21 protein-coding genes are annotated in these 24,391 nt (G+C 67.9%); 15 read left to right on the top strand and 6 right to left on the bottom strand.

The genetic code is table 11. The features are described from left to right. Positions 1-385 precede the first annotated feature (385 nt). From G4G00_RS05940 to ubiM, 4 genes are all read left to right on the top strand, one after another. Entirely contained in the window at positions 386-1,549 is a 1,164-nt protein-coding gene (locus tag G4G00_RS05940) for a hypothetical protein (RefSeq protein WP_108752560.1), read from the top strand. 58 nt (positions 1,550-1,607) lie between these two features. Then, the gene (locus G4G00_RS05935; RefSeq protein ID WP_164271820.1) at positions 1,608-2,153 is read left to right on the top strand and encodes a DUF4019 domain-containing protein; all 546 of its coding nucleotides are present in this window, start codon (positions 1,608-1,610) and stop codon (positions 2,151-2,153) included. A gap of 12 nt (positions 2,154-2,165) precedes the next feature. Beyond that, positions 2,166-2,555 (top strand): MAPEG family protein, encoded by a 390-nt coding sequence (locus tag G4G00_RS05930; RefSeq protein ID WP_108749028.1) that lies wholly within the window; start codon positions 2,166-2,168, stop codon positions 2,553-2,555. Positions 2,556-2,659: 104 nt separating this feature from the next. Continuing rightward, the gene (ubiM, locus tag G4G00_RS05925) at positions 2,660-3,838 is read left to right on the top strand and encodes a 5-demethoxyubiquinol-8 5-hydroxylase UbiM (RefSeq protein WP_164271817.1); all 1,179 of its coding nucleotides are present in this window, start codon (positions 2,660-2,662) and stop codon (positions 3,836-3,838) included. A gap of 20 nt (positions 3,839-3,858) precedes the next feature. Here the strand turns inward: ubiM and G4G00_RS05920 are convergent, their stop codons facing one another. After that, positions 3,859-4,080 (bottom strand): RNA-binding S4 domain-containing protein, encoded by a 222-nt coding sequence (locus G4G00_RS05920; RefSeq protein ID WP_108752563.1) that lies wholly within the window; start codon positions 4,078-4,080, stop codon positions 3,859-3,861. A gap of 258 nt (positions 4,081-4,338) precedes the next feature. Between G4G00_RS05920 and G4G00_RS05915 the strand changes: the two genes are divergently transcribed. The 5 genes from G4G00_RS05915 (at position 4,339) to G4G00_RS05895 (ending at position 12,542) form a co-directional block, all read left to right on the top strand. After that, on the top strand, positions 4,339-6,264 hold the full coding sequence (locus G4G00_RS05915) for a DEAD/DEAH box helicase (protein WP_108754755.1): 1,926 nt from the start codon (positions 4,339-4,341) through the stop codon (positions 6,262-6,264). Positions 6,265-6,429: 165 nt separating this feature from the next. Further along, positions 6,430-8,847 (top strand): EAL domain-containing protein, encoded by a 2,418-nt coding sequence (locus G4G00_RS05910; RefSeq protein ID WP_164271813.1) that lies wholly within the window; start codon positions 6,430-6,432, stop codon positions 8,845-8,847. Between the two features lie 117 nt (positions 8,848-8,964). Next, positions 8,965-10,629, top strand: a complete 1,665-nt coding sequence (locus G4G00_RS05905; protein WP_164271810.1) for a diguanylate cyclase — start codon at positions 8,965-8,967, stop codon at positions 10,627-10,629. 34 nt (positions 10,630-10,663) lie between these two features. Next, on the top strand, positions 10,664-11,386 hold the full coding sequence (locus G4G00_RS05900) for a pseudouridine synthase (protein WP_108749033.1): 723 nt from the start codon (positions 10,664-10,666) through the stop codon (positions 11,384-11,386). An 85-nt stretch (positions 11,387-11,471) separates the two neighbouring features. Further along, positions 11,472-12,542, top strand: coding sequence for a sensor domain-containing diguanylate cyclase (locus G4G00_RS05895; protein ID WP_164271807.1), 1,071 nt, complete (start codon positions 11,472-11,474; stop codon positions 12,540-12,542). A gap of 158 nt (positions 12,543-12,700) precedes the next feature. On the opposite strand, the gene G4G00_RS05890 is transcribed toward G4G00_RS05895, so the two are convergent. Next, entirely contained in the window at positions 12,701-13,648 is a 948-nt protein-coding gene (locus G4G00_RS05890; protein WP_164271804.1) for a DMT family transporter, read from the bottom strand. 78 nt (positions 13,649-13,726) lie between these two features. Here G4G00_RS05890 and G4G00_RS05885 point away from each other — a divergent pair, with 78 nt between their 5' ends. Next, positions 13,727-14,341, top strand: a complete 615-nt coding sequence (locus G4G00_RS05885) for a Pr6Pr family membrane protein (RefSeq protein ID WP_164271801.1) — start codon at positions 13,727-13,729, stop codon at positions 14,339-14,341. Positions 14,342-14,353: 12 nt separating this feature from the next. Here G4G00_RS05885 and G4G00_RS05880 read toward each other — a convergent pair whose 3' ends face one another. Continuing rightward, positions 14,354-14,797 carry a VOC family protein gene (locus tag G4G00_RS05880; protein WP_164271799.1) on the bottom strand — a complete coding sequence of 148 codons (444 nt, stop codon included), beginning with the start codon at positions 14,795-14,797 and terminating at the stop codon, positions 14,354-14,356. Positions 14,798-14,907: 110 nt separating this feature from the next. On the opposite strand from G4G00_RS05880, the gene G4G00_RS05875 reads away from it, so the two are divergent. From G4G00_RS05875 to G4G00_RS05865, 3 genes are all read left to right on the top strand, one after another. Then, entirely contained in the window at positions 14,908-16,470 is a 1,563-nt protein-coding gene (locus tag G4G00_RS05875) for a serine hydrolase (protein WP_164271796.1), read from the top strand. A gap of 151 nt (positions 16,471-16,621) precedes the next feature. Continuing rightward, complete coding sequence (smrA, locus tag G4G00_RS05870) at positions 16,622-18,454, top strand: multidrug efflux ABC transporter SmrA (RefSeq protein ID WP_164271793.1); 1,833 nt, start codon at positions 16,622-16,624, stop codon at positions 18,452-18,454. A gap of 88 nt (positions 18,455-18,542) precedes the next feature. After that, positions 18,543-19,130 carry a hypothetical protein gene (locus G4G00_RS05865; RefSeq protein ID WP_164271790.1) on the top strand — a complete coding sequence of 196 codons (588 nt, stop codon included), beginning with the start codon at positions 18,543-18,545 and terminating at the stop codon, positions 19,128-19,130. A 111-nt stretch (positions 19,131-19,241) separates the two neighbouring features. On the opposite strand, the gene G4G00_RS05860 is transcribed toward G4G00_RS05865, so the two are convergent. Continuing rightward, positions 19,242-21,050 carry a DUF885 domain-containing protein gene (locus tag G4G00_RS05860; protein WP_108752573.1) on the bottom strand — a complete coding sequence of 603 codons (1,809 nt, stop codon included), beginning with the start codon at positions 21,048-21,050 and terminating at the stop codon, positions 19,242-19,244. Between the two features lie 154 nt (positions 21,051-21,204). On the opposite strand from G4G00_RS05860, the gene G4G00_RS05855 reads away from it, so the two are divergent. Continuing rightward, positions 21,205-21,978 carry a DUF4349 domain-containing protein gene (locus tag G4G00_RS05855; protein WP_108754757.1) on the top strand — a complete coding sequence of 258 codons (774 nt, stop codon included), beginning with the start codon at positions 21,205-21,207 and terminating at the stop codon, positions 21,976-21,978. Between the two features lie 78 nt (positions 21,979-22,056). Here the strand turns inward: G4G00_RS05855 and G4G00_RS05850 are convergent, their stop codons facing one another. Then, positions 22,057-22,350: a hypothetical protein gene (locus G4G00_RS05850; protein ID WP_108749042.1), complete on the bottom strand. Its 294-nt coding sequence runs from the start codon at positions 22,348-22,350 to the stop codon at positions 22,057-22,059. A gap of 69 nt (positions 22,351-22,419) precedes the next feature. Further along, positions 22,420-23,364 carry a LysR substrate-binding domain-containing protein gene (locus G4G00_RS05845; RefSeq protein ID WP_108752574.1) on the bottom strand — a complete coding sequence of 315 codons (945 nt, stop codon included), beginning with the start codon at positions 23,362-23,364 and terminating at the stop codon, positions 22,420-22,422. A 115-nt stretch (positions 23,365-23,479) separates the two neighbouring features. Here G4G00_RS05845 and G4G00_RS05840 point away from each other — a divergent pair, with 115 nt between their 5' ends. Continuing rightward, a complete protein-coding gene (locus G4G00_RS05840; RefSeq protein WP_108752575.1) occupies positions 23,480-24,352 on the top strand; it encodes a DMT family transporter in 873 nt (290 codons plus the stop codon). Positions 24,353-24,391 lie beyond the last annotated feature (39 nt).

Genomic DNA, 24,391 nt, shown 5'->3' with positions numbered 1-24,391 from the left:
GATCCAGGCTTACACGGCGGCCCACGCCGGCTCTCGACACCTACGCTGCCAGATTTCCATCAGATAAGGCTTGGCCGCGGCATCCATGCCGCGGACACCCCCGCAACCGGACCCACCCCGCCTGCGACAGATGGCTGCGATCTGTAGGGACGGCACGGGGTCGGATCCCGTTGCGCAGCGACGGGCTCTGACCCCGGATGGATTTGGGTGAGTGACAGATTCATCCACGCATGGCGTGGATCTACCCGATCACGGTTGCGCCAGTAGATCCACGCCATGCGTGGATGCGTTCCCCAAGGTCACCATGGGTTCAGTGGCGCACGCTGAATGCGCGGCGTTGGCGGGTAGACTGTGGCTCTCGCTTCCCTCGAATACCGGTTGCCCGATGTCTTTCCGATTCCGCTGGTTGCCCCTGTTGTGCCTGGCCCTTGCCGGCTGCAAGCAACTGGAAAATCCCGGCAACGTGACCGCGGCCGACAAGGCGGCGCGGGCGCCGGCCAGCGATGGCGAGAACATGGTGTCGATCAATGCCGCCGATGCACCGCTGCCGCCGGCACCGCCGCGCAGTCGGGCGGACCGGCCGTGGGCGGCGGCGCAACTGGAAAACGGCAACGCCTGGATCAGCTGCAGCACCGATTACGCCGGTGAGGGTGGCGATGGCGTGGCGCTGGAAGGGCTGGGGCGCGATCAGATCCAGCAGGCGCTGGCGCCGTGCGCCGAGCGAGGGCTGCTGCGCGTGCGCTACACCGGCAAGATCAATCCCGGTTTCGCTGAACTGGTCTGGCGCCTGGCCGTGGTGGCCGATGCGCTGAAGATCCACAAGCGCATCCTCGATCTGGATTCCAGCGGCGGCCAGGTGGAATCGGCCATCGTGGCCGGCGACAGCATCGGCGAATCGGGCTGGACGATCTGGGTGCGCGAAGGCTCGATCTGCCACAGCGCCTGCGTGTTCGTGCTTGCCGCAGGCGACAACCGCCTGCTGTCGGGCAAGGTCGGCATCCACCGCATGATGCGCATCAGTTCCAAGGCGACCTCGCGCGCGGAACTCAACCGCGAACTGCACGAGGTCTATGACAACGTGAAGGACTACCTGCAGCGCAACGGCGTTGCCGTGGGCGTGGCCGATCTGATGATGACCGTGCCCAACCGCAGCCTGCGCCTGCTCACTCCCGAGGAGCTGCGCCAGTTCGGCCTGGATGGCACCAACGCGGTGCAGGACGATCTGGAGCGGATCAAGCAGATGCGCACTTGCGGCGATGATTTCGTGCAGCGCAAGGATGCCTTCCTGGTCGCCTTCGACCAGCAGTGCAAGCGCGAGGGCGTGGACATGGAATCGATCAACAGCTGCGGGCAGGCGCTGAAAGAGCGCTTCGGCTTCCCCGATCCGGTGTGCCCGGAAGAAAGTCCGTTGTCCGAGATCGACGTGGCCACCCTGCCGCCGGCGCCGCCCGAGCCGCCGGTGGCCGAGCAGCCGCCGGCCGCGGGTAGCGGCGGCGCACCCGCCGAGGCCGAGGCCGCTGCAGTGGAAGCCAGCAGTACTACGCGCTGACGAGCCGATCACCGCGCTGGCGTAGACTGCGGTTCCATTCATTGAACCGGCGGTGGCCATGAAGCGCGCGTTCCTGTTGCTGTCCCTGTTCCCCCTGGCCGCACTGGCGCAGGCACCTGCGCCGGCCACGCCCGCACCGGCACCGGCGCGCCCGGCACCGGCCACGCCGGCCGCCGCCAAGCCCGCCACCGCCGCCGCGCCGACGCTGACCCCGGCCCAGCAGGCCCAGGTGCAGAAGCAGGACGCAGAAATGACCGCCGCTGCGCTGAAAGCCGCGCAGCTGGTCGATGGCAATCGCGCCGGTGAACTGTGGGACGGTGCTTCGGTCGTGGCGCGCCGCGCCGTTCCCAAGGCTGCTTTCGTCAGCCAGCTCACCGCCGACCGCACCCGCCTGGGCGCCCTGGCCGGGCGTGGCCAGCCCAGCGTGACCCGGGTGAAGTACGGCCCCGGCGCGGCCGTGCCGGAAGGGCTGTACATCAACGTCAGCTTCCCCACCCGCTTTGCCAGCAGCGCCCAGCCGGTGCGCGAACTGGTGTCGTTCCGTTTCGACGAAGACCAGACCTGGCGCCTGGCCGGCTACAGCCTGCGCGCTTCCGCTCCCTGACGGAGATCGAACATGGCGACCGAACTGACGATGCTGGCCTGGGCAATGCTGCTCGGCTTCGTGCATATCTTTGCCGCCACCGGTGCGGCCACCCGCGAGCGTGGCCTGAAGTGGAACGCTTCGGCCCGCGACGGCCAGAACGCGCCGCTGGGTGCGCTGGCGGCACGGCTGGCGCGGGCCCAGGCCAATTTCTTCGAAACCTTCCCGTTCTTCGCCGCCGCCGCTATTGCGGTGGTGCTGTCCGGGCGCAGCAGCGAGCACACCGTGCTGGCCGCGCAGGTCTATTTCTGGGCCCGCGTGGTGTACCTGCCGCTGTACGCCAGCGGTGTGCCGTATGTGCGCAGCCTGGTCTGGGTGGTGTCGATCGTGGCGGTGCTGTCGCTGGTGCTGGCCCTGCTGTAAGGCCGGTAGAGGGCAGGGGCCGGCTGCTGCGCTGATCCAGATCAAGGTCCTTAACGCGCCCAGCGCTAAGCTGGTAGCGAACGGACAAGGGTCAGGAGACAGGCATGCGTGGAATGGACGTGGTGGTGGTGGGCGCCGGGCCGGCCGGCCTGTGCTTTGCGCGCGCGCTGGCCGGCAGGGGCCTGCAGGTCGGGCTGGTGGAAGCGCAGCCGCGCCAGGCGCTGGCGGCAGCCGCCTTCGACGGGCGCGAGATCGCACTCACCCATGCCTCGCGCCAGACGCTGGAACAGCTGGGCCTGTGGCAACAGCTGCCGGCCAGCGAAATTGCTGAACTGCGCGATGCCAAGGTGCTCAACGGCGGCTCGCCGTTCGCGCTTACCTTCGCCAGCGAACGCACGGCCGACCAGCCGCTGGGCTGGCTGGTGCCCAATCACCTGATCCGGCGGGCGGCCTGGCAGGGCGTGCAGGACCAGGCGGGCCTGCACCTGTTCGACGGGCGCAAGCTGCAGTCGCTGCGTGCCGATGCACAGGGCCACGTGGTCACCCTGGATGACGGCAGCCAACTGCACGCGCGCCTGCTGGTGGCCGCCGACAGCCGTTTTTCCGCCACCCGCCGCCTGCTGGGCATCGGCGCGCAGATGCGCGACTTCGGTAAATCGATGCTGGTGTGCCGCATGCAGGTCGAGCGCGACCATCGCCACACCGCCTGGGAATGGTTCGGCTACGGCCGTACCCTGGCCCTGCTGCCGCTCAACGAAGGGCAGGCGTCAGCGGTGGTCACCCTGCCGCCGCGGCAGATCGAGCAGCTGCTGGCGATGGACGAGGTGGCCTTCGGCCAGGCCATCACCGGGTTCTTCGAGCACCGCCTGGGGCAGATGCAGCCGGTGGCCACGCCGCAGGCCTATCCGCTGGTCGGTGTCTACGCGCACCGTTTCGTCGGCAGCCGCTGTGCGCTGATCGGCGATGCTGCCGTGGGCATGCACCCGGTCACGGCCCATGGGTTCAACCTGGGTCTGGCCAGTGCGCAGCGGCTGGCGCAGGGCATCCTGGATCAGCAGCGACGCGCGGCGGACATCGGCGCCGAGGGCATGCTGGCCCGCTACGAGCGCGGGCACCGGCTGGCGTCGCGGCCGTTGTACGAGGCCACCAACGCCATCGCCAGCCTGTATACCGATGACCGCGCGCCGGCCCGCCTGCTGCGCGCGGCCGGGTTGCGGCTGGCGCAGGGCGTGGCGCCGTTCCGCAAGGTGATTGCCTCGCATCTGACCCAGCGCGTGGCCTGATCCTGCCTTGCCCGGCCGGGTCAGCCGGCCGCCAGCACGCGGATCTGGCTGTCGTTGAATTCCACCACCTGGCCTGCGCGGATCTTGCAGGCCTTGCGCAGCTCGACCTGGCCGTCCACCAGCACCTGGCCGTCGCCGATCACCATCTTGGCCTCGCCGCCGCTGGTGACCAGGTCGGCCAGCTTCAGCAACTGCTTCAGTTCGACGTACTCGCCGTCGAGGTCGAATTCGAGAATCTGCATGGAACGCGGTTTCCTGGTGGGGGCGGGCCGGGGCCGGCCGCGCGGGTCGCGTATTGTGCGCCAGTGTGGGCGGCCATGGATGCGAATGGTTTCCTGTACGCGCCGTTCAGGCACGGTGCGGTATCATTCCGCTCTGAGCGAGTGAATCTCCCTCCGAACGAGCAGCGCCAGGGCACGCGATAAGAAGGGCGCCCAAAGCGCGGACCATCCCTTTTTTATCGCACTGCCATGCAGATGGCCGTGCCTTTGGAGTTTTCCATGTCCCAAGATTCCCAAGCGCCGCTGCAGTTCTCGCAGCTCGGCCTGTCTGAGCCTGTCATGCAGGCGGTCAGCGCCATCGGCTACGAAACCCCCTCGCCGATCCAGGCCGCCACCATTCCGGCCATGCTGGAAGGCCGCGACGTGCTGGGCCAGGCCCAGACCGGTACCGGCAAGACCGCGGCCTTCGCGCTGCCGGTGCTGTCCAACATCGATCTGCAGCAGACCAAGCCGCAGGCCCTGATCCTGGCGCCGACCCGCGAGCTGGCCATCCAGGTGGCCGAGGCGTTCCAGTCGTATTCCTCGAAGATCCCCGGCTTCCGCGTGCTGCCGGTGTACGGCGGCCAGCCCTACGGCCAGCAGCTGTCGGCCCTGCGCCGCGGCGTGCACATCGTGGTCGGTACCCCCGGCCGCGTGATCGACCACCTGGACCGCAGCACCCTGGACCTGTCCGAGCTGAAGACCCTGGTGCTGGACGAAGCCGATGAAATGCTGCGCATGGGCTTCATCGACGACGTCGAAGCCGTGCTGAAGAAGCTGCCGGAGCAGCGCCAGGTGGCCCTGTTCTCGGCCACCATGCCGCCGCAGATCCGCCGCATCGCGCAGACCTACCTGCAGGACCCGGTGGAAGTGACCATCGCGGCCAAGACCACCACCTCGGCCAACATCCGCCAGCGTTACTGGTGGGTGAGCGGCATGCACAAGCTGGATGCGCTGACCCGCATCCTGGAAGTCGAGCCGTTCGACGCGATGATCATCTTCGCGCGCACCAAGGCCGGCACCGAAGAACTGGCCAGCAAGCTGCAGGCCCGTGGCCTGGCCGCTGCCGCCATCAACGGTGACATGCAGCAGGCCCAGCGTGAGCGCACCATCGCCATGCTGAAGGAAGGCAAGCTGGACATCCTGGTGGCCACCGACGTGGCGGCCCGTGGCCTGGACGTGGAGCGCATCAGCCACGTGCTGAACTACGACATCCCGTACGACACCGAAAGCTACGTGCACCGCATCGGCCGTACCGGCCGTGCCGGCCGCAGCGGCGAGGCGATCCTGTTCGCCACCCCGCGCGAGAAGGGCATGCTGCGCCAGATCGAGCGCGCCACCCGCCAGCCGATCGAAGAAATGCAGCTGCCGAGCGTGGAAGCGGTCAACGATACCCGCATCAACAAGTTCACCTCGCGCATCAGCGAAACCCTCGGCGCCGGCGGTCTGGATTTCTACCGCCAGCTGCTGGAGCGTTTCGAGACCGAGCAGAACGTGCCGGCCATCGAAGTGGCTGCCGCACTGGCCAAGATGCTGCAGGGCGATACCCCGTTCCTGCTGCAGCCGCCGGTGCGTGCGCCGCGTGAAGAACGCGCGCCGCGCGAGCGTTTCGACCGTGGCGACCGCCCGGAACGCGGTGACCGCTTCGACCGCAACGAACGCGGCCCGCGCTTCGAACGCGGCCCGCGCCGCGAAGAAGGCGAGGGTGGTTTCGAACAGCGCCCGCGCCGTGAAGTGCCGCCGCGTGGTGCACCGGACCAGGGCATGGAGACCTACCGCATTTCGGTGGGCCACCAGCACGGCGTGAAGCCGGCCAACATCGTCGGCGCCATCGCCAACGAAGCGGGCCTGGAAAGCCGTTACATCGGCCGTATCGACATCCACGACGATTTCTCGCTGCTGGACCTGCCGGCGCAGATGCCGCAGGACGTGCTCAGCCACCTGCAGAAGGTGTGGGTGTCGGGCCAGCAGCTGCAGATGCGTCCGCTGGCGGCCGGTGAAGAGATCAACCCGGCTCCGCGTCCGTTCAAGCCGCGCTTCGACAAGCGCGGTCCGGGCGGTCCGGGTGGCCCGCGCCGCGGTGGCCCGGGTGGCCCCGGCGGTGACCGTGAAGGTCGCCCGCCGCGCCGTGATGGCTTCAAGCCGCGCGGTCCGCGCAGCTTCTAAGCACCACGCCTGAAGGGGCGGTGGTCGACCGGGCCTTCATCTTCGGATGGCCCGGGCGACCCCCGCCCTTTTTCGTGGGCTTCGCACCGTCCACACACCCACGGTTCTAGGCTGAACGGGTTCCGCAGGAGGTTGCCACCGTAATCGCGTCCGGGGGGATCCAGGATGGGTAGGAGGGGTAGCGAGCAGCAGGACCGACGGGTGCCGATGACCCGGGGGTTGGGGCTGCGGTTTGCATTGCTGACCGGGATGGCGATCGGCCTGGTCGGGCTGTCGGCTGTCATCCAGGAGCTGCAGGCGGCGTCCACCGCCTGGATTGCCGGCCAGGGGCACTGGTCCCGTGGCCAGCAGGAGGCCACCTCGGCGCTGAGCCGATACCTGGTGCGCGGCCAGTTGATCGATCTGAATGATGCCGAGCGCGCGCTGCAGCTGCCGTTGGGTGACCTGCACGCGCGCCTGGCGCTGGAACAGCCCGAGCCGGACGAGGCGAGCGCCCGCGCCGGCTTCCTGCGCGGCGGCAACGCCAAGGGTGACGTGGCACGGTTGGTGTTCTCGTTCCGCCATGCCCGCGATTTCGGCGCGTTCCGTGATGCCACCACGCTGTGGCGACAGACCGACCCAGGCGTCCTGGCCATGCAGGCGCTGATCAGCGAACTGCGCCAGCGCCACCATGAAGGCCCCTTGACGGTGCAGGCGCGCGATGCCTACCTGCAGCGCCTGCGCGACATCGACCAGACCCTGCAGGGGCAGGCGAAGGCGTTTTCGCAGGCGCTGCTGGACATGTCACGGGCGGTACGCATCGCCACCCTGGTGGTCGGTGGCGTGTCGGTGCTGGGCATCACCCTGATGGCCATTGCCCTGGCCCGACGCGTGGGCAAGGACATGGGCGAACATGAAAGCCGGTTCCGCGCCGCGTTCTACCAGGCCAACGTGGGCATGCTGAAACTGGACGCGCAGGGCCGGGTCATCGAGGCCAACCAGGCCATTGCCGATATCCTGGACTACCGCCGCGACCAGCTGCTGCAGGCCACCTTTGCCGAGCTGTTGATGGAAGGCGAGCTGGTGCTGGACGAGCAGGGCCAGATCGACTGGGAGCGGCAGCTGCGGCCAGGCGAGCTGCGCTTCCGCCGGCGTGACGGCAGCCTGGTGTGGGGCCGCTGGAGTGGCACCGGCGTGCGTACCCCCGGCCGCGGGCTGTCGGTGTTTGCGATCATCGAAGACGTCAGCCAGCACCATGCCCTGGCCCGCGAGATCGAGCACCACGCCAGCCATGATCCGCTGACCGGCCTGATCAACCGCCGCGAGATCGAGCGGCTGCTGGAGAACGCCCTGCTGCAGGTGCGCTCGGAAGGCGGCGTGCACTCGCTGTGCTACATCAACCTGGACCACTTCAAGCTGGTCAACGACAGCTTCGGCCACGCCGCCGGTGACCAGATGCTGCGCGGCTTCGCCGAGTACCTGATCGGCGCGGTGCGCGACGGCGACTGGGTCGGACGCCTGGGTGCCGACGAGTTCGCGGTGTTCCTGGCCCGCGCCAGCCAGGACGAGGCCAAGCGTGTGCTGCAGCGGCTGCTGCGCAACCTGGGCCAGGCCACGTTCCCGATCAGCGAAGGCAGCCCGCAGTTGAGCTGCAGCATCGGCGTGGTGGAAGTGACCGCCGACGCGCAGGACGTGAACTGGCTGATGAGCGCGGCCGACAGCGCCTGCTATGCGGCCAAGCAGGCCGGGCGCAACCGCATCCACTGTTTCAACGAAGACCGCCTGGCGCTGGAGGAGCGGCGGCAGGAGGCCGAGCGCCTGCAGCGGGTCAGCCGGGCCATGGCCGAGAACCGCATGCTGCTCTACGCCCAGCGCATCGCCAAGGTGGGCGATCCGGGCTACCTGCATTACGAGGTGCTGGTGCGCATGCGCGATGCGGCCGGCGCACTGCACCTGCCGGGCCAGTTCATGCCGGCGGTGGAACGCTACGGCATGGCCGTGGCGCTGGACCGGCATGTGCTGGGCCTGTTGTTCCGCCACCTGCAGGTCTGCCCGGCGCACGTGCGCCAGCTCGGCCTGTGCAACGTGAACGTGTCGGCGCAGTCGATCGCCGAACCGGGATTCCTGGCCTTCGTCTGCGACCTGCTGGAACGCAACCGCGCGCTGGCGGCCAAGCTGTGCTTCGAGATCACCGAAACAGCGGCGATCAGCAACCTGACCCAGGCGCGGGCGTTCATCGATGCGGTGAAGGCGCGCGGCTGCCGCATGGCGCTGGACGACTTCGGCTCGGGGCTGTCCTCGTTCGGCTACCTGCGGCAGTTGCCGGCCGACATCCTGAAGATCGATGGGGCCTTCGTGCGCGACATGGGCAGCGACCCGGTCAGCCATGCCACGGTGCGCGCGATCAGTGAACTAGGCCGCGAACTGCAGATGGAAGTGGTGGCCGAATGGGTGGAGACCGAGGAAGTGGCCAACGCACTGGCGGCTCTGGGCGTGCAGGGCCTGCAGGGGTTCGCCATCGAGCGCCCGCAGCCGCTGGAACGGCTGACCCTGGCCGACCAGCGCCCGCTGCGCCTGGTGGGCCAGCCCGGAGTGGACCAGTGAGCCGGCGCGCTGCGCGGCCCCACCTTTGGTCTACACACCGGCGCCGCCGCAGGCTGCGATAATGGCCGCAGGGGCGACGTGCACTGGGCGCGGACGTAAGCAACAGCGGGACACAGCGTGGTCGGCAGGCACGTGCGGTTTGAAGTAGGGGCAGTGCTGGTGGTGCTGCTGGCCTGGCTGGCATTGCCCTGGCTGGGCCACGCGCGCGCGGCCGAAGCCGGGCGCGACTATCTGCTGGTGGGCGCCGCTACCGATGTGCCTACACCGCACCGCGCGTGTACGCCGCAGATGCTGGTCGGGCCGCGCCAGGAAGTGCGGGTGGATGCCCCGCCGGGCGGCTGGTCGGGCGAACCGCAGGCGCTGGATGTGTTCAACGTGTTCGCCGGCGAAGTCCGCCTGCAGCATGGCGAGCGCGAGATCTGCGGCAACATGGACGATGCGCGCACCCGCGATTCGCGCTTCCGCGCCGGCATTGGCATGGTGGCCGTGCCCCGCGCCGGCAGCCATGAACCCTTCTTCGTTTCATGGCAGACCCCGCTGAAGGCACGCTGGGTGCCGACCCTGCGGCTGGGCGCGCCCAGCCCGGTGCAGCAGAACGACACCGCACGCCTGCTGGTGCGCGCGGCCTGCATCGCGGTCGCCATCGCGCTGGCGCTGTCGGCGCTGATGGGCTACTTGACCACCCGTGACCGCAGCTTCCTGTTCTACATCGGCGCCACGCTGATCCTGGTGCTGTGGCAGGCGGTGCTGGGCGGCCTGTCTGGTTACCCCGAACCCTGGCTGCCAGTGGGCGAGCGCGCCGCCTGGTGGTTGATCGCGCTGACCGCGGCCACCCAGGCCATGGCACTGCCGGCGCTGTGGCGCCTGAACGGTGGTGACCGGCAGTTGCCGCGCTCGCGCCTGCCGCAGCAGATCGTGCTGTGGGGCCTGCTGGCGGTGGCCGCGCTGGTGCCGTGGCTCGGCCGCGACGGTCTGCAGGTGGTGGCGGTGGGCCTGCAGGTCAGCTTCATCCTGGGCTGCGCGTTGTCGCTGGCGGTGGGGCTGTGGGCGCGATTGCGCGGCGATGTGTGGTCGCAGGCCGGGCTGGCCGCGCTGACCCCGATGCTGGTGCTGATCGCCGCCGACGCCGTCAGTGCCGGCTGGTTGCTGGAATACCGGGTGGAAGCGCTGCAGCTGGCAGTGACCTGGCTGCTGATGATGGCCGCCTACGCCCTGAACCTGCGGCTGGGTCGCCTGCGCCAGCAACGCGACGAGATGCGCCACCTGGCCGAGACCGATTCGCTGACCGGCCTGCCCAACCGCCGCGCCGGCCTGCAACAGCTGGGCGAGCACCTGCAGCGCGGTGCACGCGACGACGGTGGCCTGGTCATCGGTTTCCTTGACGTGGACCTGTTCAAGGACATCAATGATCGCCACGGGCATGAGGTCGGCGACCAGGTGCTGGTGGCGGTGGCCCGTGCCCTGCGCGCCAGCGTGCGCGGCCAGGACGAGGTCGCGCGGATGGGCGGCGAGGAGTTCCTGGTGGTGCTGCCGGGGGTGTCGCGCGAGGATGCGCGGCGCCGCCTGGACGTGTTGCGCCAGCGCATCACCGAAGCCTGCCAGAGCCTGCAGGTGCCCGGCCTGCAGGTGACCGCCAGCATCGGCCTGGCCCAGTGGCGGCCGGGCCAGGACGACCTGGCGGCCCTGCTGCGGCGTGCCGACCATGCCATGTACGTGGCCAAGCGCGGCGGCCGCAACCGGGTCTTCGACGGCGAAACCGCAGATTCCGTTGCCGTTGCATGAGGCGGGGAGGGTGGCAATGCCGGATAATGGGCGCATGACCACCCGACTCAACAAACATATTGCCGAAACCGGCTTCTGCTCCCGCCGCGAGGCCGACCGTCTGATTGCCGAACGGCGGGTGACCGTGAACGGCCACCCGGCCGGCACCGGCGCGGTGGTCGGCGAGGACGACACCGTGCTGGTGGACGGCCAGCCGCTGCGCGCCCGCACCGCGCGCAAGCCGGGCGCGCGCCGCCACGTCTACATCGTGCTGAACAAGCCGGTCGGGGTGACCTGCACTACCGAAACCTCGGTGAAGGGCAACATCGTCGAGTTCGTTGGCCATGAGCAGCGCATTTTCCCGATCGGCCGCCTGGACAAGGAGTCGGAAGGCCTGATCCTGATGACCAGCAATGGCGACATCGTCAACCAGATCCTGCGTGCCGAGAACGGCCACCAGAAGGAGTACCTGGTGGCGGTGAACAAGCCGGTCACCGACGAGTTCCTGCGCGGCATGGCGCGCGGCGTGCGCATCCACAACCAGATGACGCTGCCGTGCCGCACCTCGCGCATTGCCAAGTTCGGTTTCCGCATCACCCTGCAGCAGGGCCTGAACCGGCAGATCCGCCTGATGGCGGCGGAGTTCGGCTTCCGCGTGACGCAGCTGCGCCGCGTGCGCATCGACAACGTCAAGATCGGCGCGCTGAAGCCGGGCCAATGGCGCAACCTGACCGACCAGGAGCTGCACGGGCTGCTGCCGCAGCAGCAGGACTGGTAAGCCCTCTGGGACGAATGGCCGCCGGGCATGACCCGGCGCCAACATCGGCTAGACTCGGCGGCGACCTGCCGGAACATGACGCTGCATGATCAAGCCCGACAAGCCTGCCAACGAAGCCGAGCGCCTGCAGGCGTTGTATCGCTACCGCATTCTCGATTCGGACCGTGAAAAATCCTTCGACGACCTGGTGGTGATCGCCAAGGCGGTGTGCGGTACCAGCATGGCCGCGGTCACCCTGATCGATGTCGAGCGGCAGTGGTTCAAATCCATCCAGGGCATCGATGCGGCGGAAAACCTGCGCAGCGAATCGATGTGCGGGCACGCCATCCTGCAGCCGCAGGAAATCATGGTGGTGGAGGATGCGCTGCAGGACATCCGTTTCCACGACAACCCGGTGGTGACCGGCGATCCGCACGTGCGTTTCTATGCCGGCGCGCCGCTGGTCAGCAGCGATGGCCTGCCGCTGGGCACGCTGTGCGTGTTCGATGCGCACCCGCAGCAGTTGGCACCGGACAAGGCCGAGGCGCTGGCCGCGCTGTCACGCCAGGTGATGCTGGTGATGGAACTGCGCCGCTTCGCGCTGGATATCCAGAACCACATGCTGGAGCGCGATGATTACGAGCGGCTGCTGGCCGAGTACCACGACGTGCTGCTGGCGCAGAACGCCGACCTGACCGAGCAGAGCCGCACCGACGCGCTGACGGGATTGCCGAACCGACGCGCGCTGGCCGTCGCCCTGGCCGAAGCGGTGGCCACCGCCGATGGGCAGCTGCGGCAGACCTGCGTGGCCCTGGTGGATATCGACCATTTCAAGCAGATCAACGATTTCCAGGGCCACGCCACCGGCGATCGGGTGCTGGCCGAACTGGGGGTGCTGCTGCGCTCGCACTTCGGCGGGCGCGGCATGGCGGCGCGCTATGGCGGCGAAGAGTTCGTGGCCCTGATGCCCGATGTGGACCTGCGTACCGCTGAACTGCAGTGCGAATTCCTGCGCATGGCGGTGGCCGACCTGCCGCTGGGCTTCCCGGTCACCATCAGCATCGGCGTGGCCCAGTACCAGCCGGGCGAAAACACCGACCAGACCCTGGCCCGCGCCGACGCCGCGCTGTACCGCGCCAAGGCCAGCGGCCGCAACCGCGTGGAGCTGGCCCCGTAGAGTCGAGCTTGCTCGACTGCTGTTGGCCTGTGTCCAGGTAGAGTCGAGCTTGCTCGACTGCTGTTGGCATCGCGCGAAAAGCAGTCGAGCAAGCTCGACTCTACGCGTTGCATCCGGCGAAAAGCAGTCGAGCATGGCTCGACTCTACCGTCGGTGCGTCATTCAGCGATATTGCGCGCCTCGGCGGTGCCCAGGATTTCCGGGTGCTGCACCGGCTTGCGGCGGTTCAACAGCGGGTGCAGGAACACGGCGCCGACGATGATCGCCACGCCCAGGTAGAACCACGGGGTCACTTCGTGCTGCTCGTTCAGCAGCACCACCGCCAGCACCACTGCGTACACCGGTTCCAGGTTGGTCACCAGCTGCACCGTATAGGCGCTCAGGTGGCGCAGCGCCACCAGCGCCAGGGCAAACGGCAACAGCGTGCAGGCGCCGGCCAGCACCAGCAGCAGGATGCCGTCATGCAGATCCGGCACTACCCACAGCGGGCTGGCCAGGGCCGGCAGCAGGTAGGGCATCAGCGGCGCCAGCAGGGTCAGGGTGAGGGTGCCGGCACCCAGCTCCAACGCGGTCACCGTCAGCGGGTCGGCATGGCTGACCATGCGCTTGTTGAGTGAGCCGAACACGGCCACCAGCAGCGCCGACAGCGCGCCCACCAGCACCCCCAGACGCATGCCATCGGGCACGCCACCCACCACCAGCGCAACGCCCGGCAGCACGGCCAGGCCGAAGGCCAGTTCGCGCAACTGGAACGGCCGCTTGGCCACCCACGGTTCGATGATCGACGTGAACACCGGTGCCAGCGCGATGCAGGTGGCCGCGACCGAGGCGTTGGCCAGCTTCACCGCGCCGTAGAACGTGAGCCAGTGCAGCGCCACCAACGCACCGATGCCGGCATAACCGGCCACCAGCCGCATCGGCAGGGTACGCAGGCCACGCCAGACCCGCGGCAGCAGCGCCAGCATGGCCACCACCAGCAACATGCGCCACCACACCAGCGGCAGCGCCGGCAGGGTGATCAGCTTGCCGAGGATGGCGGTGACGCCCCACAGCAGGACACAGAAGTGGATCTGCCAGAGCGCTTTGCGGGTATCGGGGGTGGTCATGTGCGTATTGTGCGGCATGCGTGTGGCGGCCGGCGATGGCTGTGGCATGCTCGCCGCACCGGACTTGCGGGTACCGCCATGGCCGCGCGCTGGAACCTGTTGAAAGGCTGGGCCCTGCTGACTGCACTGGTGGCGGCAGCCGCGCTGCTGCTGCAGTACGCGCTGCTGCTCACCGGCCCCGGTGCGGCGGCGGGCGTGGCCATGGCCACCCTGCGCTTCTTCAGTTACTTCACCGTGTTGAGCAACGTGGCGGTGTGCCTGGGCGGTGTGTGGATCGCACGTGGCCGCCACCTGCCAGCGCCGCTGGAGGCGACCCTGGCGCTGTGCATCGGCGTGACCGGGCTGGTCTACGGGCTGGTGCTGCAGCGGTTGTGGCACCCCACGGGCCTGCAGTGGTGGGCCGATACCGGGCTGCACTACGCCTCCCCCGTGCTGTACCTGCTGGGCTGGCTCTGGCTGTTGCCGCACGGCGCCCTGCGCTGGCGCGTGCTGGGCCCGGTGCTGATGGTGCCGGTGGCCTACCTGGGCTGGGCGATGCTGTGCGGCACGTTGACCGGGCAGGTGCCGTACCCGTTCCTGGACCTGCAGCGCATCGGGGCGGCCGCTTTCAGCGGCAATGTGCTGCGCGTGGCCGGCGTGTTCGTGCTGGGCTGGACCGCCCTGTGGGCACTGGACCGCTGGCGCGGCCGCTGAGCGTGCCCGAACCTACTGGCCGGCCCCGGCGCGCCACGGGTCGTAGCTGCCGAACCACCACAGATAGCCTTCCGGGTCGGCGCAGGCATAGCCACGGCCACCGTAGTCCTGGTCGGCGATATCGATGACGATGCGCGCACCGGCGGCCTTGGCGCGGGCGTAGTGGGCATCCACATCGGCCACGATCACGCAGGCACTCTGGGTCTGCCGCCCATCCACCTCGTCGGGCATCACCGCCAGCTTCGACCACTCGCCGCCGTTGCTGGCCGAGCCCAGCATGATCATGCCCTGGCCGAACACCAGCTGGGCATGGAAGACCGTTTCGCCCTCGGCGTACACCGCCTGCGCATGGAACCCGAAGGCGCGTTGCAGCCAGTCGATCGCTGCCAGCGCATCGCGGTAGCGCAGGCAGGGAATGATGGTGGAGCCGCTGCCCACCGCAAGATCGTCAACCATGGCACCCCTCCTATGGCACAGGGCAGGGTGGATCGCCGCCCGTTACCATCGTGCGAAACCCCGGTGACGGCCTGCACATGGCCGCGACCCCTGTTCGGAGATGGTGCTGGATGAAAACCTGGATCGGAGGAGCCGTGCTGCTGGCGTGCACCACCATGGCGAGTGCGGCCACCCCGCCGCAACTGCAGGACCTGGACGCAACGGTCGAGCGCGTGCGCGCGCAGTTCGACGTACCTGGCGTAGCCGTGGCCGTGGTGAAGGATGGCCAGATCGTGCTGGAACGCGGCTGGGGCGTGCGCGAACTGGGCAAGCCGGCACCGGTGCAGGCCGATACGCTGTTCGCCATCGCTTCCAACACCAAGGCGTTCACGGCTACCTCGCTGAACCTGCTGGCCGAGGACGGCAAGCTGAAGATGGACGACAAGGTGATCGACCACCTGCCGTCGTTCCGCATGTCCGATCCCTTCGTGACCGGGCAGATGACCCTGCGCGACCTGCTGTCGCACCGCAGCGGCCTGAGCCTGGGCGCCGGCGACCTGCTGTTCTGGCCCACCACCAGCTACAGCAATGCCGAGGTGGTGCAACGCCTGGGCCAGGTGCCACTGAAGGGCGGCTTCCGAGAGCGCTATGCCTACGACAACATCCTCTACGCGGTCGCCCAGCAGGTGATCGAGAAAGTGTCGGGCATGAGCTACCAGCAGTTCCTGCAGACGCGCATCTTCGACAATGTGGGCATGGCCGGTACCCGCTACAACGCAGACCACCTGCAGCCCGGTGACAACGCCGCGGTGGGCCACGCCAAGTACGATTTCAAGGACCTGCGCACCGTTGCGCCGCTCACCTGGTCGAACAACGCCGGGGCCGGTGGCATCTATTCCAGCGCGCACGACATGGCGCGCTGGATGCAGGTGCAGCTGGCCGAGGGCACGCTGGCCGACGGCACGCCGTTGTTCAGTGCCAAGACGCAGAAAGACATGTGGCAGATGATCACGCCGCAGGCCATTGCCACGCCGAGCGTGCCCGAACTGGAGCCGGCACGGGCCAACTTCGCCGGCTATGGTGAAGGCTGGAACCTGAGCGACTACCGTGGGCAGAAGCTGGTCTGGCACACCGGCGGCTGGCCGGGCATGGTTTCGCGGCTGACCCTGGTGCCGGGCCAGAAGCTGGGCGTGGTGGTGCTGACCAACCAGGAATCGGGCGCGGCCTTCAACGCGATCACCCTCAGCGTGCTCGACGCCTACCTGGGCGGCGAAAAGCATGACTGGGTCGACGCCTACGCCAAGGGCGTGGCCAAGGGCCAGGACAAGGCCGATGAAGCCTGGGCCAAGCACCAGGCCGAGCGTGCCAAGGGCACTACGCCGTCGCTGCCGCTGCGTGGCTATGCCGGCCAGTACCGCGATCGCTGGTACGGCGACATGGCCATCGTGGCCGAGGGCAAGGGCCTGCGCCTGAGCTTTGCCAAGACCGCGCAGCTGACCGGCCGCCTGGAGCACTGGCAGCACGATACCTTCATCGTGCGCTGGGACGACCGCTCGCTCAACGCCGATGCGTTCGTGAACTTCAGCCTGGACCCGGACGGCAAGGTGCGCGAAGTGCGCATGCAGTCCATCTCGGACCTGACCGATTTCAGCTTCGACTTCCAGGACCTGCAGTTCACCCCCACGAACCGGTAGATGCCGACTCCCACGCACCGGTAGATGCCGACCTTGGTCGGCATATCGCAACGCGCCCACCCAGGTGGGCGCCTACCCGACACTGGCCGGAACGCGGGACACACACCCGGCATGGGATAATCCCCGCGCTGATTGATGGCGAGGGACTGTGATGTTTCGTTGGTTTGAATCTCTGATTCCGGTGTTCCCGCCGGTCGATGGCCGCATGCCGCCGCAGAAGGTGCTGCCGTTCTACCTGCACTACTTGCGCCCGGTGTGGCCGGTGCTGCTGGCCACCCTCATCGCCGGCCTGCTGCTGGCGCTGGTGGAAGTGGCGATGTTCGATTACCTGGGCCGCATCGTCGACATGGTCGCCGAACAGCCCGGTGCCGGCTTCTTCCAGCGCCACGCCAATGAACTGGGCTGGATGCTGTTCATCACGGTCATCGCCCGGCCGATCCTGGTGGGCCTACACAACCTGCTGGTCAACCAGGCCATCGTGCCCGGCCTGAGCAACCGCTCGCGCTGGCTGATGCACAACTACGTGGTGCGGCAGAGCCTGAGTTTCTTCCAGAACGATTTCGCCGGCAGCGTGGCCAACCGGGTGATGCAGACCGGTACGTCGCTGCGCGAATCGGCCGTGCAGATGGTCGATTCGCTCTGGTACATCGTGGTCTACACCGGCACCGCGCTGTACCTGTTCGCGCAGGCCGACTGGCGGCTGATGGTGCCGCTGATCCTGTGGCTGCTGGCCTATGCGGTGATCCTGGCGTACTTCGTGCCACGCGCGAAGCAACGCGCATGGATCGCCTCGGAAGCGCGTTCCAAGGCGATGGGCCGCATCGTCGATGGCTATACCAATATTCCCACCCTGAAGCTGTTCGCCCACGGCGGCCGCGAGCAGGCCTACGTGGCCGAATCGATCCAGGAACTGGCGGTGAAGCATCGCGCACAGACGCGCATCACCACCGGCATGGACCTGACCACCGCCATCGTCAACGGCTTCCTGATTGCCGGCACCTGCGGCCTGGCGCTCTGGCTGTGGAACGGCGGGCACATCACCGTGGGCGCGATCACCCTGGCCACCGGCCTGGTCATCCGCATCCACAACATGTCCGGCTGGATCATGTGGACCATCAACGGCATCTTCGAAGACATCGGCACCGTGCAGGACGGCATCACCACCATCGCCCAGCCGCTGACCGTGCAGGACCGTGACGATGCGGTGCCGCTGCAAGTGGCCCATGGTGGCGTGCATTTCCAGGACATCCACTTCCATTACGGCAAGAAGGGCGGGGTGATCGCCGGCCTGGACCTGGTGGTGAAGCCGGGCGAGAAGATCGGCCTGGTGGGCCCCTCCGGCGCCGGCAAGTCGACCCTGGTCAACATCCTGCTGCGCCTGTACGACCTGGAAAGCGGCCGCATCCTGATCGACGGGCAGGACATCGCCCACGTTACCCAGGAAAGCCTGCGCCAGCAGATCGGCGTGGTCACCCAGGACACCTCGCTGCTGCATCGTTCGATCCGCGACAACCTGCTGTATGGCCGGCCCGACGCCAGCGACGAGCAGTTGCGTGCGGCGGTGGCCAAGGCGCGCGCCGAAGCCTTCATCGACACGCTGGTGGACGGGCAGGGGCGCCGTGGCTATGACGCCCACGTCGGCGAGCGCGGGGTCAAGCTGTCCGGTGGTCAGCGCCAGCGCATCGCCATCGCCCGCGTGCTGCTGAAGGACGCGCCGATCCTGGTGCTGGACGAAGCCACCTCGGCGCTGGATTCGGAAGTGGAAGCGGCCATCCAGGACAGCCTGGACGAACTGATGGGCGGCAAGACGGTCATCGCCATCGCGCACCGCCTGTCCACCATCGCGCGCATGGACCGGCTGGTGGTGATGGACCAGGGCCGCATCGTCGAAACCGGTACCCATGCCGAACTGGTCGATGCCGGTGGTCTGTACGCGCGCCTGTGGGCGCGGCAGACCGGCGGCTTCATGGCAGCCGATCAATAACCGCACCGGGGTCGGATTCCTTTCCGCAGGAAAGGGCTCTGACCCCCTGCTGGACCAGGGAGGTCCCGTGAAACGCAATTGCAGACACGTGATCGCACTCGCCGTGTGTGTTGGCGCTTCGGCATTGCCTTCTGCGTACGCCCAGAACGTGACTCCCGCCACCGATCCTGTCGTCCAGATCTTTGCAAAGAAGGAAGGGCTGACCGCGGAGGAAGCCGACAGGCGTCTGCGCCTTCGAATGGCGGCTGGGGAAGCGCTTCAGAAGATCGTAGAGGTCATGCCGGACAGGTTTGCAGGCAAGACGTTTACCGAGAACCCGATGGTCGTGACGGTCAGGCTGACCGGAGCCGACCCAGTGCCTTCCAGGATCGTTGACACCCGATACGGGCGGGTCACCTACCACTTCGTGGTGGGTGCGCCGCATTCTCTGAATGAGCTTCGGAGCGTAGTGGGATCTGGAAAGATCCAGACGCTGTTCCCGGAGCATCAGGGGATAATGGTCGACGGAGAGCGCGGCGTCATCGTGGTCGAGTTGACTGAAAAGGACTTCGAGAACAGTTATGAAAGCGAAGCGCTTGATGTCAGGCGTATGTTCTCTGTTCCGATCGAGCTGAAGAAGGCTGCAGCGCCTGTGAAACTACTTTCAGCACCTCAGGTGCGCGGTCCGGCGCGCTAGCCCCATCGGGGTCAGAGCCCTTTCCGCAGGAAAGGGATCTGACCCCAAGCGTGGATGAAAAACGGCCCGGGTTTCCCCGGGCCGTTCTGGTTCAAGCTGACACCCGCTCGATTACTCGATCGGCTGGTCCAGCATCAGCTGGCGGGCGAAGCGCACCGGCGGCGCGCCGTAGGACAGCATCTGGTCGTGGTAGGCCTTCAGGTTGAACTTGTCGCCCAGCTTGTCCTGCATGGCCTTGCGGGTGTCGAAGTGTTCCTGCGCACCGACGAAGTAGGTCGGCAGCTGCGCCGAGGTCAGCTGCGCGCGCACCCACTTGCCGCTCGCTTCGCTTTCCTGCTGGAACGCATCGTGGGTCATCAGGTGCATCGCCTTCTCGCGATCCCAGTTGTCCACGTGCACGCCCTGGTCCAGAATCGCGTTGGAAATGGTGCGCAGGTAGAACTTCAGCTGCACCAGGTGGAACAGCGGGTCGTTGTTGAGGTAACCCTGCTCCTGCATCATGCGCTCGGTGTAGACCGCCCAGCCTTCGGCGAACAGGCCCGAACGCAGCACGGCGCGCAGGGTGGAGGGGAACTTGGCCGAATGCCAGCCTTCCAGGTAATGGCCCGGGGTGCCTTCGTGGATGCTCAGCAGGTGGATCATGCGCGAGTTGTATTCGCGCAGGAACGAATCGACCTGCTTGTCATTCCAGTCGTCGGGAATGGGCGAGACCGCGTAGAAGGTCTTCAGGTTCTTGTCCAGCGGGCCCGGCGAATCGCAGTAGGCCACGGCCACGCCGCGCTGGAATTCGGGCATCAGGATGATGTCGACCGGTGCATCGGGCAGGGTCATCAGATCGTGTTCGCGCACGAACGCGGTGGACTGCTCCAGCGCGGCCTTGGCATCGTCCACCACCTTGTCGCGCGCCGGCTTGTCGGCGTAGGCCAGCTCCAGCGCCGCTTCGATCGCCTTCTGCTGCTGCTCGTCGGTCGGCTGGGCCGGCATCTCCGGTGCGCCCGGCTTGTCCTTCAGCACGGTCTGCGCGATGCCGTACATGTCCTCGCGCACGCGCTTGAGTTCGGCACGCGCACGCTCGCCGATCTCCTGGCGCGACAGCGAGGAATTCAGCGCGAACTTCAGCTTCTGGTCGTACTTTTCCGCACCGATGCGGAAGTCGCCCTTGGCATTGGGCACCAGGGTCTTGTCCAGCCAGGTCTGCTGTTCGTCCACGGCCTTCTTCAGGCCATCGATGGCCGCCTGCAGACGCTGCTGGTCGGCCTGCGGCAGTTCACCGATATGCGGGGTGATGAAGGTATCGACGATGCTGAGGATGCCCTTGTTCTGCTTGGCCACCGTCTCGGCGTGGATCTTCGGCACGCGTGCCGGGTCCAGGTTCTCGCGCGCCTGGGCGAAGATCGCCGGCAGCTTTTCCATGCGTGCGGTGGCCGACTTCAGGCGCTCGGGCAGCGGGGCGAATTCGCGGGCCATCAGGCCGTAGATCGCACTGCCGGCCAGGCCGTTGTACAGCTGCGGGTCCCACTTGCCCGACTGCAGCACCTCGGCGTTCCAGATTTCCGACTGCAGCTGGTTGCGCAGGATCGCCGCGTCCACCTGGTTCTCGCGGCCCAGCTTGGCCACTTCGATCTTGTCCAGCTCGCCCAGCAGCGCCTTGTAGGCGGCCACGGTCTTCTGCTGGCCGGCGGCGCTCAGGTCGTCGATCTCGCTGTCATAGCGGTGGTCGCCGATCTGGGTGGCGCTGACCGGCGACAGCTGCATCCAGGTGTCCAGGGCGCGCTTGGACAGATCGGCGAAGGCCGCATCGGCGGCCTGGTCAGCGGCCTGCTGGCCGGCGGCCGGGGTGGAGGCGTTGGTCGGGGCGTCGGCCGGCTGGCAACCGGCCAGGGCGGCAACCAGGGCAAGGGCAAGAAGATGCGGGCGCATCAGGCGTTCCTGTACGGGGTCAAACCCCGAGCATAGGCCGCCGGGGCTGCTTTGTCCCCCTGCCATAGGATTACCATGTGCGCCTCAGGGAATCTTCATTGGAGCGCAGGACATGCAGGAACAGGGACGCGGCCGCTACGGCACGATGGCGCTGATGGCCAAGGGGGCGCTGCTGGCGCTGGCCCTGGCCGCCTGTGCAAAGAACGGTGATATGGCCGCCGATGCCGGCGGTGTGGCCGCCGCCGCGGTCGCTTCACCGGAAGGCGCGTTCCTGGCCTACGAGCACGACGTGCAAGTGCAGCTGCCGGCCGAGCAGATCGCGCCGCGCATCCAGCAGATCGCGCAGGCCTGCCAGAGCGCGAAGTTCGGCGACTGCGCAGTCCTGCAGGTCAACCAGCGCAGCGGCGAACGCCCCGATGGCGAGGTGCGCGTGCGCATTGCGCCCAAGGGTACCGAACCGCTGATCGCGCTGGCTGGCGAAGGTGGCACCGTGCAGTCGCGCAACACCCGCGCCGAAGACCTGGCCCAGCAGGTGGCCGATACCGCGCTGACCAAGGCGCGGCTGGAAAAGGAGCACGCGCGCCTGCTGAGTTACCAGGACCGCAAGGACCTGAAGGTGGAAGAACTGCTGGCGGTTACCGCGCGGCTGTCTGAAATCGAGGCGGGCGTGGAGCAGGCCAACAAGGACAGCGCACAGCAGCGCCGACGCATCGACACGCAGCTGGTGACGGTGCACTTCGGCACGACCTCGGGCCAGCGCAGCCGCAGCGAGATCGGTGAAGCGCTGAGTGAATCGGGCAGCATTCTCAGCACCAGCGTGGCCTTCCTGATCCGCGCGGCCGCCGCGTTGTTGCCGGTGGCGATTATCGCGCTGCTGTGTGGCTGGGGCGTCCGTACCTGGTGGCGGCGCCGCCGTCGCAAGGCCTGACCGGCGCCCCAGTGCGGGTAGCGCCGGGCCATGCCCGGCGATGTGTTTCGGTAGCGCCGGGCCATGCCCGGCGACGCCTCAACCCTCGTCGGTCTCGTATTCGACGAACACATCCAGCTCCAGCGCCAGTTCCTGCACCGCATCGCGCACCTTCTGCGCGGTGCTCTCGTTGCCAACTTCCACTTCCAGCTCGTGGATGCCCGGACCGATATCGTCCGACAGGCCGGCCGAACTGGAATCGTCGTCATCCATGTGCGGCATCAGGTCGTCGGTTTCTTCAACGTGCTCGATACCTTCCAACCCCAGCAGCAGATCGCTGATGGCGCGGGCATCGTCTTCGGTTCCGGTGATTCGCAGTCGCAGCATGGACATGGCAGTGGCACGTGGTGGGAGTTCAGCGCAGCCTAGCCAGCGGCAGGCAAAGACCGGGTGAGGGCGCTGTCAGCCGACGGTAGGTGTGCGGCCCAGCAGGCTGTCGGGCAGGGCGGGAATGGGCGTGCGCTCGTCGTGCGCCTGGCCCAGCAGCCAGTCGATGAACACGCGCGCCGCCGGGCCGGGCGGTTGCCCTTCGGCATGCACCACGTAGTAGCTGTAGCGCGCCTTCATTGCGGGGCCGGGCAGGCGCACCACTTCGTAGCGCTGCAGGTACGGTTGCGCGATGTGGGTGCGTGCCAGCACCGCGCCCATGCCATACACCGCCGCGCGCATCGCATCGGTGCTGTCGGCGAAGGTGTGCATGGGCGGCAGCGGCGAGGGCGGTCGCACCCCGGCGTGACGGAACCAGTCGCGCCAGCCCTGCGGGGACAGATCGCTCAGCAGCGGCAGGTCGGCGATGCGTGCCGGGTCGTCCAGTGCTTCCACCCCGGCCAACGCCGGCGAGGCCACCGGGAACAGCTGGTCGTCCATCAGGTGCTGCGCGTGCAGTCCCGGCCATTGGCCCAGACCGTAGCGGATACCGACTTCCGGGCCGCTGTCGTCGTAGCGGTCCAGGCCGCTGCCGGTGTGCAGTTCGATGCGGATCTGCGGGTGGGCCTGGGTGAAGCGCGGCAGGCGCGGCAGCAGCCAGCAGTACGACAGCGACCGCAGTGTGGTCACCCGCAGGGTCACGCTGTCGGCGTCCGGTTGCAGGTGGTGGGCCACGGCGGCCACATCGGTGAACGCGGCGCTGGCGGCGTCGGCCAGCTGGCGGCCCTCGGCGGTCAGGCGCACCCCGCGCGCATGGCGCAGGAACAGGCGGGTTTCCAGCACCTCTTCCAGGCGGCGCACATGGTGGCTGACCGCGCTGGCGGTCAGGTGCAGTTCCTGGGCGGCCTGGGCGAAGTTCTGGTGGCGTGCGGCCACCGCGAAGACGGCCAGTGCAGGCAGCAGGGAAGGGCGTAGCAGCATGTCCAGCCTCAAACCATATTTGTGGCTGACAGCGATACTACGCGCTTGTGCGGCAGGCGTCTGCGGCCGATGCTGTGTGCCCGGTGGTTTGACAGACGATGGACGGAGGCAGCACATGAATGCGGTACCACAGCTGGCCGAGCGCGATTGGCGCACGCCGCTGGAACTGACCCTGCTGGGCGCCATCTGGGGCTGCTCGTTCCTGTTCATGCGCGTGGCCGTGCCCTCGTTCGGGCCGTTCGCGCTGGTGGAAGTGCGCCTGGTGCTGGGCGCGCTGGTGCTGATGCCGTTTCTGTGGCGTGCCCGTGCGCAGTTCCCGCCGCGCCGCTGGCTGTGGCTGGCGCCGATCGGGCTGATCAACTCGGCATTGCCGTTCGTGCTGTTCGCCTATTCGGCCGAGCAGGCGCCGGCGGCGATCGGTGCGATCTGCAATGCGATGACGGTGTTGTTCGCCGCGCTGATCGCGTTCCTGTTCTTCGGCGAAAAGATCGGTGTGCGTCGCGCCGGCGCGCTGCTGGTCGGCTTTGCTGGCGTGGTGGTACTGGCCACGGCCAAGGTGTCGGGCCTGAGCATCGGCATGGCCGTGCTGGCAGGCGCCGCGGCGTCGCTGCTGTATGGGCTGGGGGTGAACCTGGTAAAGCGGCACATGACCGGCCTGCCATCGGCGGCCGCCGCTGCCGCGACCCTGGGCTGTGCCTCGTTGTGGATGCTGCCGATGGCGGTAACGCATTGGCCGCAGGGTGCCATTCCGCTGAAGGCCTGGGGCGCGGCCATCGCGCTGGGCGTGGCCTGCACCGGCCTGGCGTTCCTGATGTTCTACCGCCTGATCGGCCGCATTGGCCCGTCACGTGCGTCCACGGTGACCTACCTGATTCCGCTGTTCGGCGCCGCGTTTGCCTGGCTGTTCCTGGGCGAACCGGTGACGTTGCAGATGCTGGTTGCCGGCGGATTGATCCTGGGTAGCGTGGCGGTCAGCCAGAAAAGCTGAGGCGCATCGGCGCTATCGATGCGTGGGCGCGCGGCTGTG

This window comes from Stenotrophomonas sp. B1-1, assembly GCF_010894375.1.
In the GTDB taxonomy this organism is placed as follows: Bacteria; Pseudomonadota; Gammaproteobacteria; order Xanthomonadales; family Xanthomonadaceae; genus Stenotrophomonas.
This window is presented reverse-complemented; position numbering and strand designations above follow the sequence as displayed.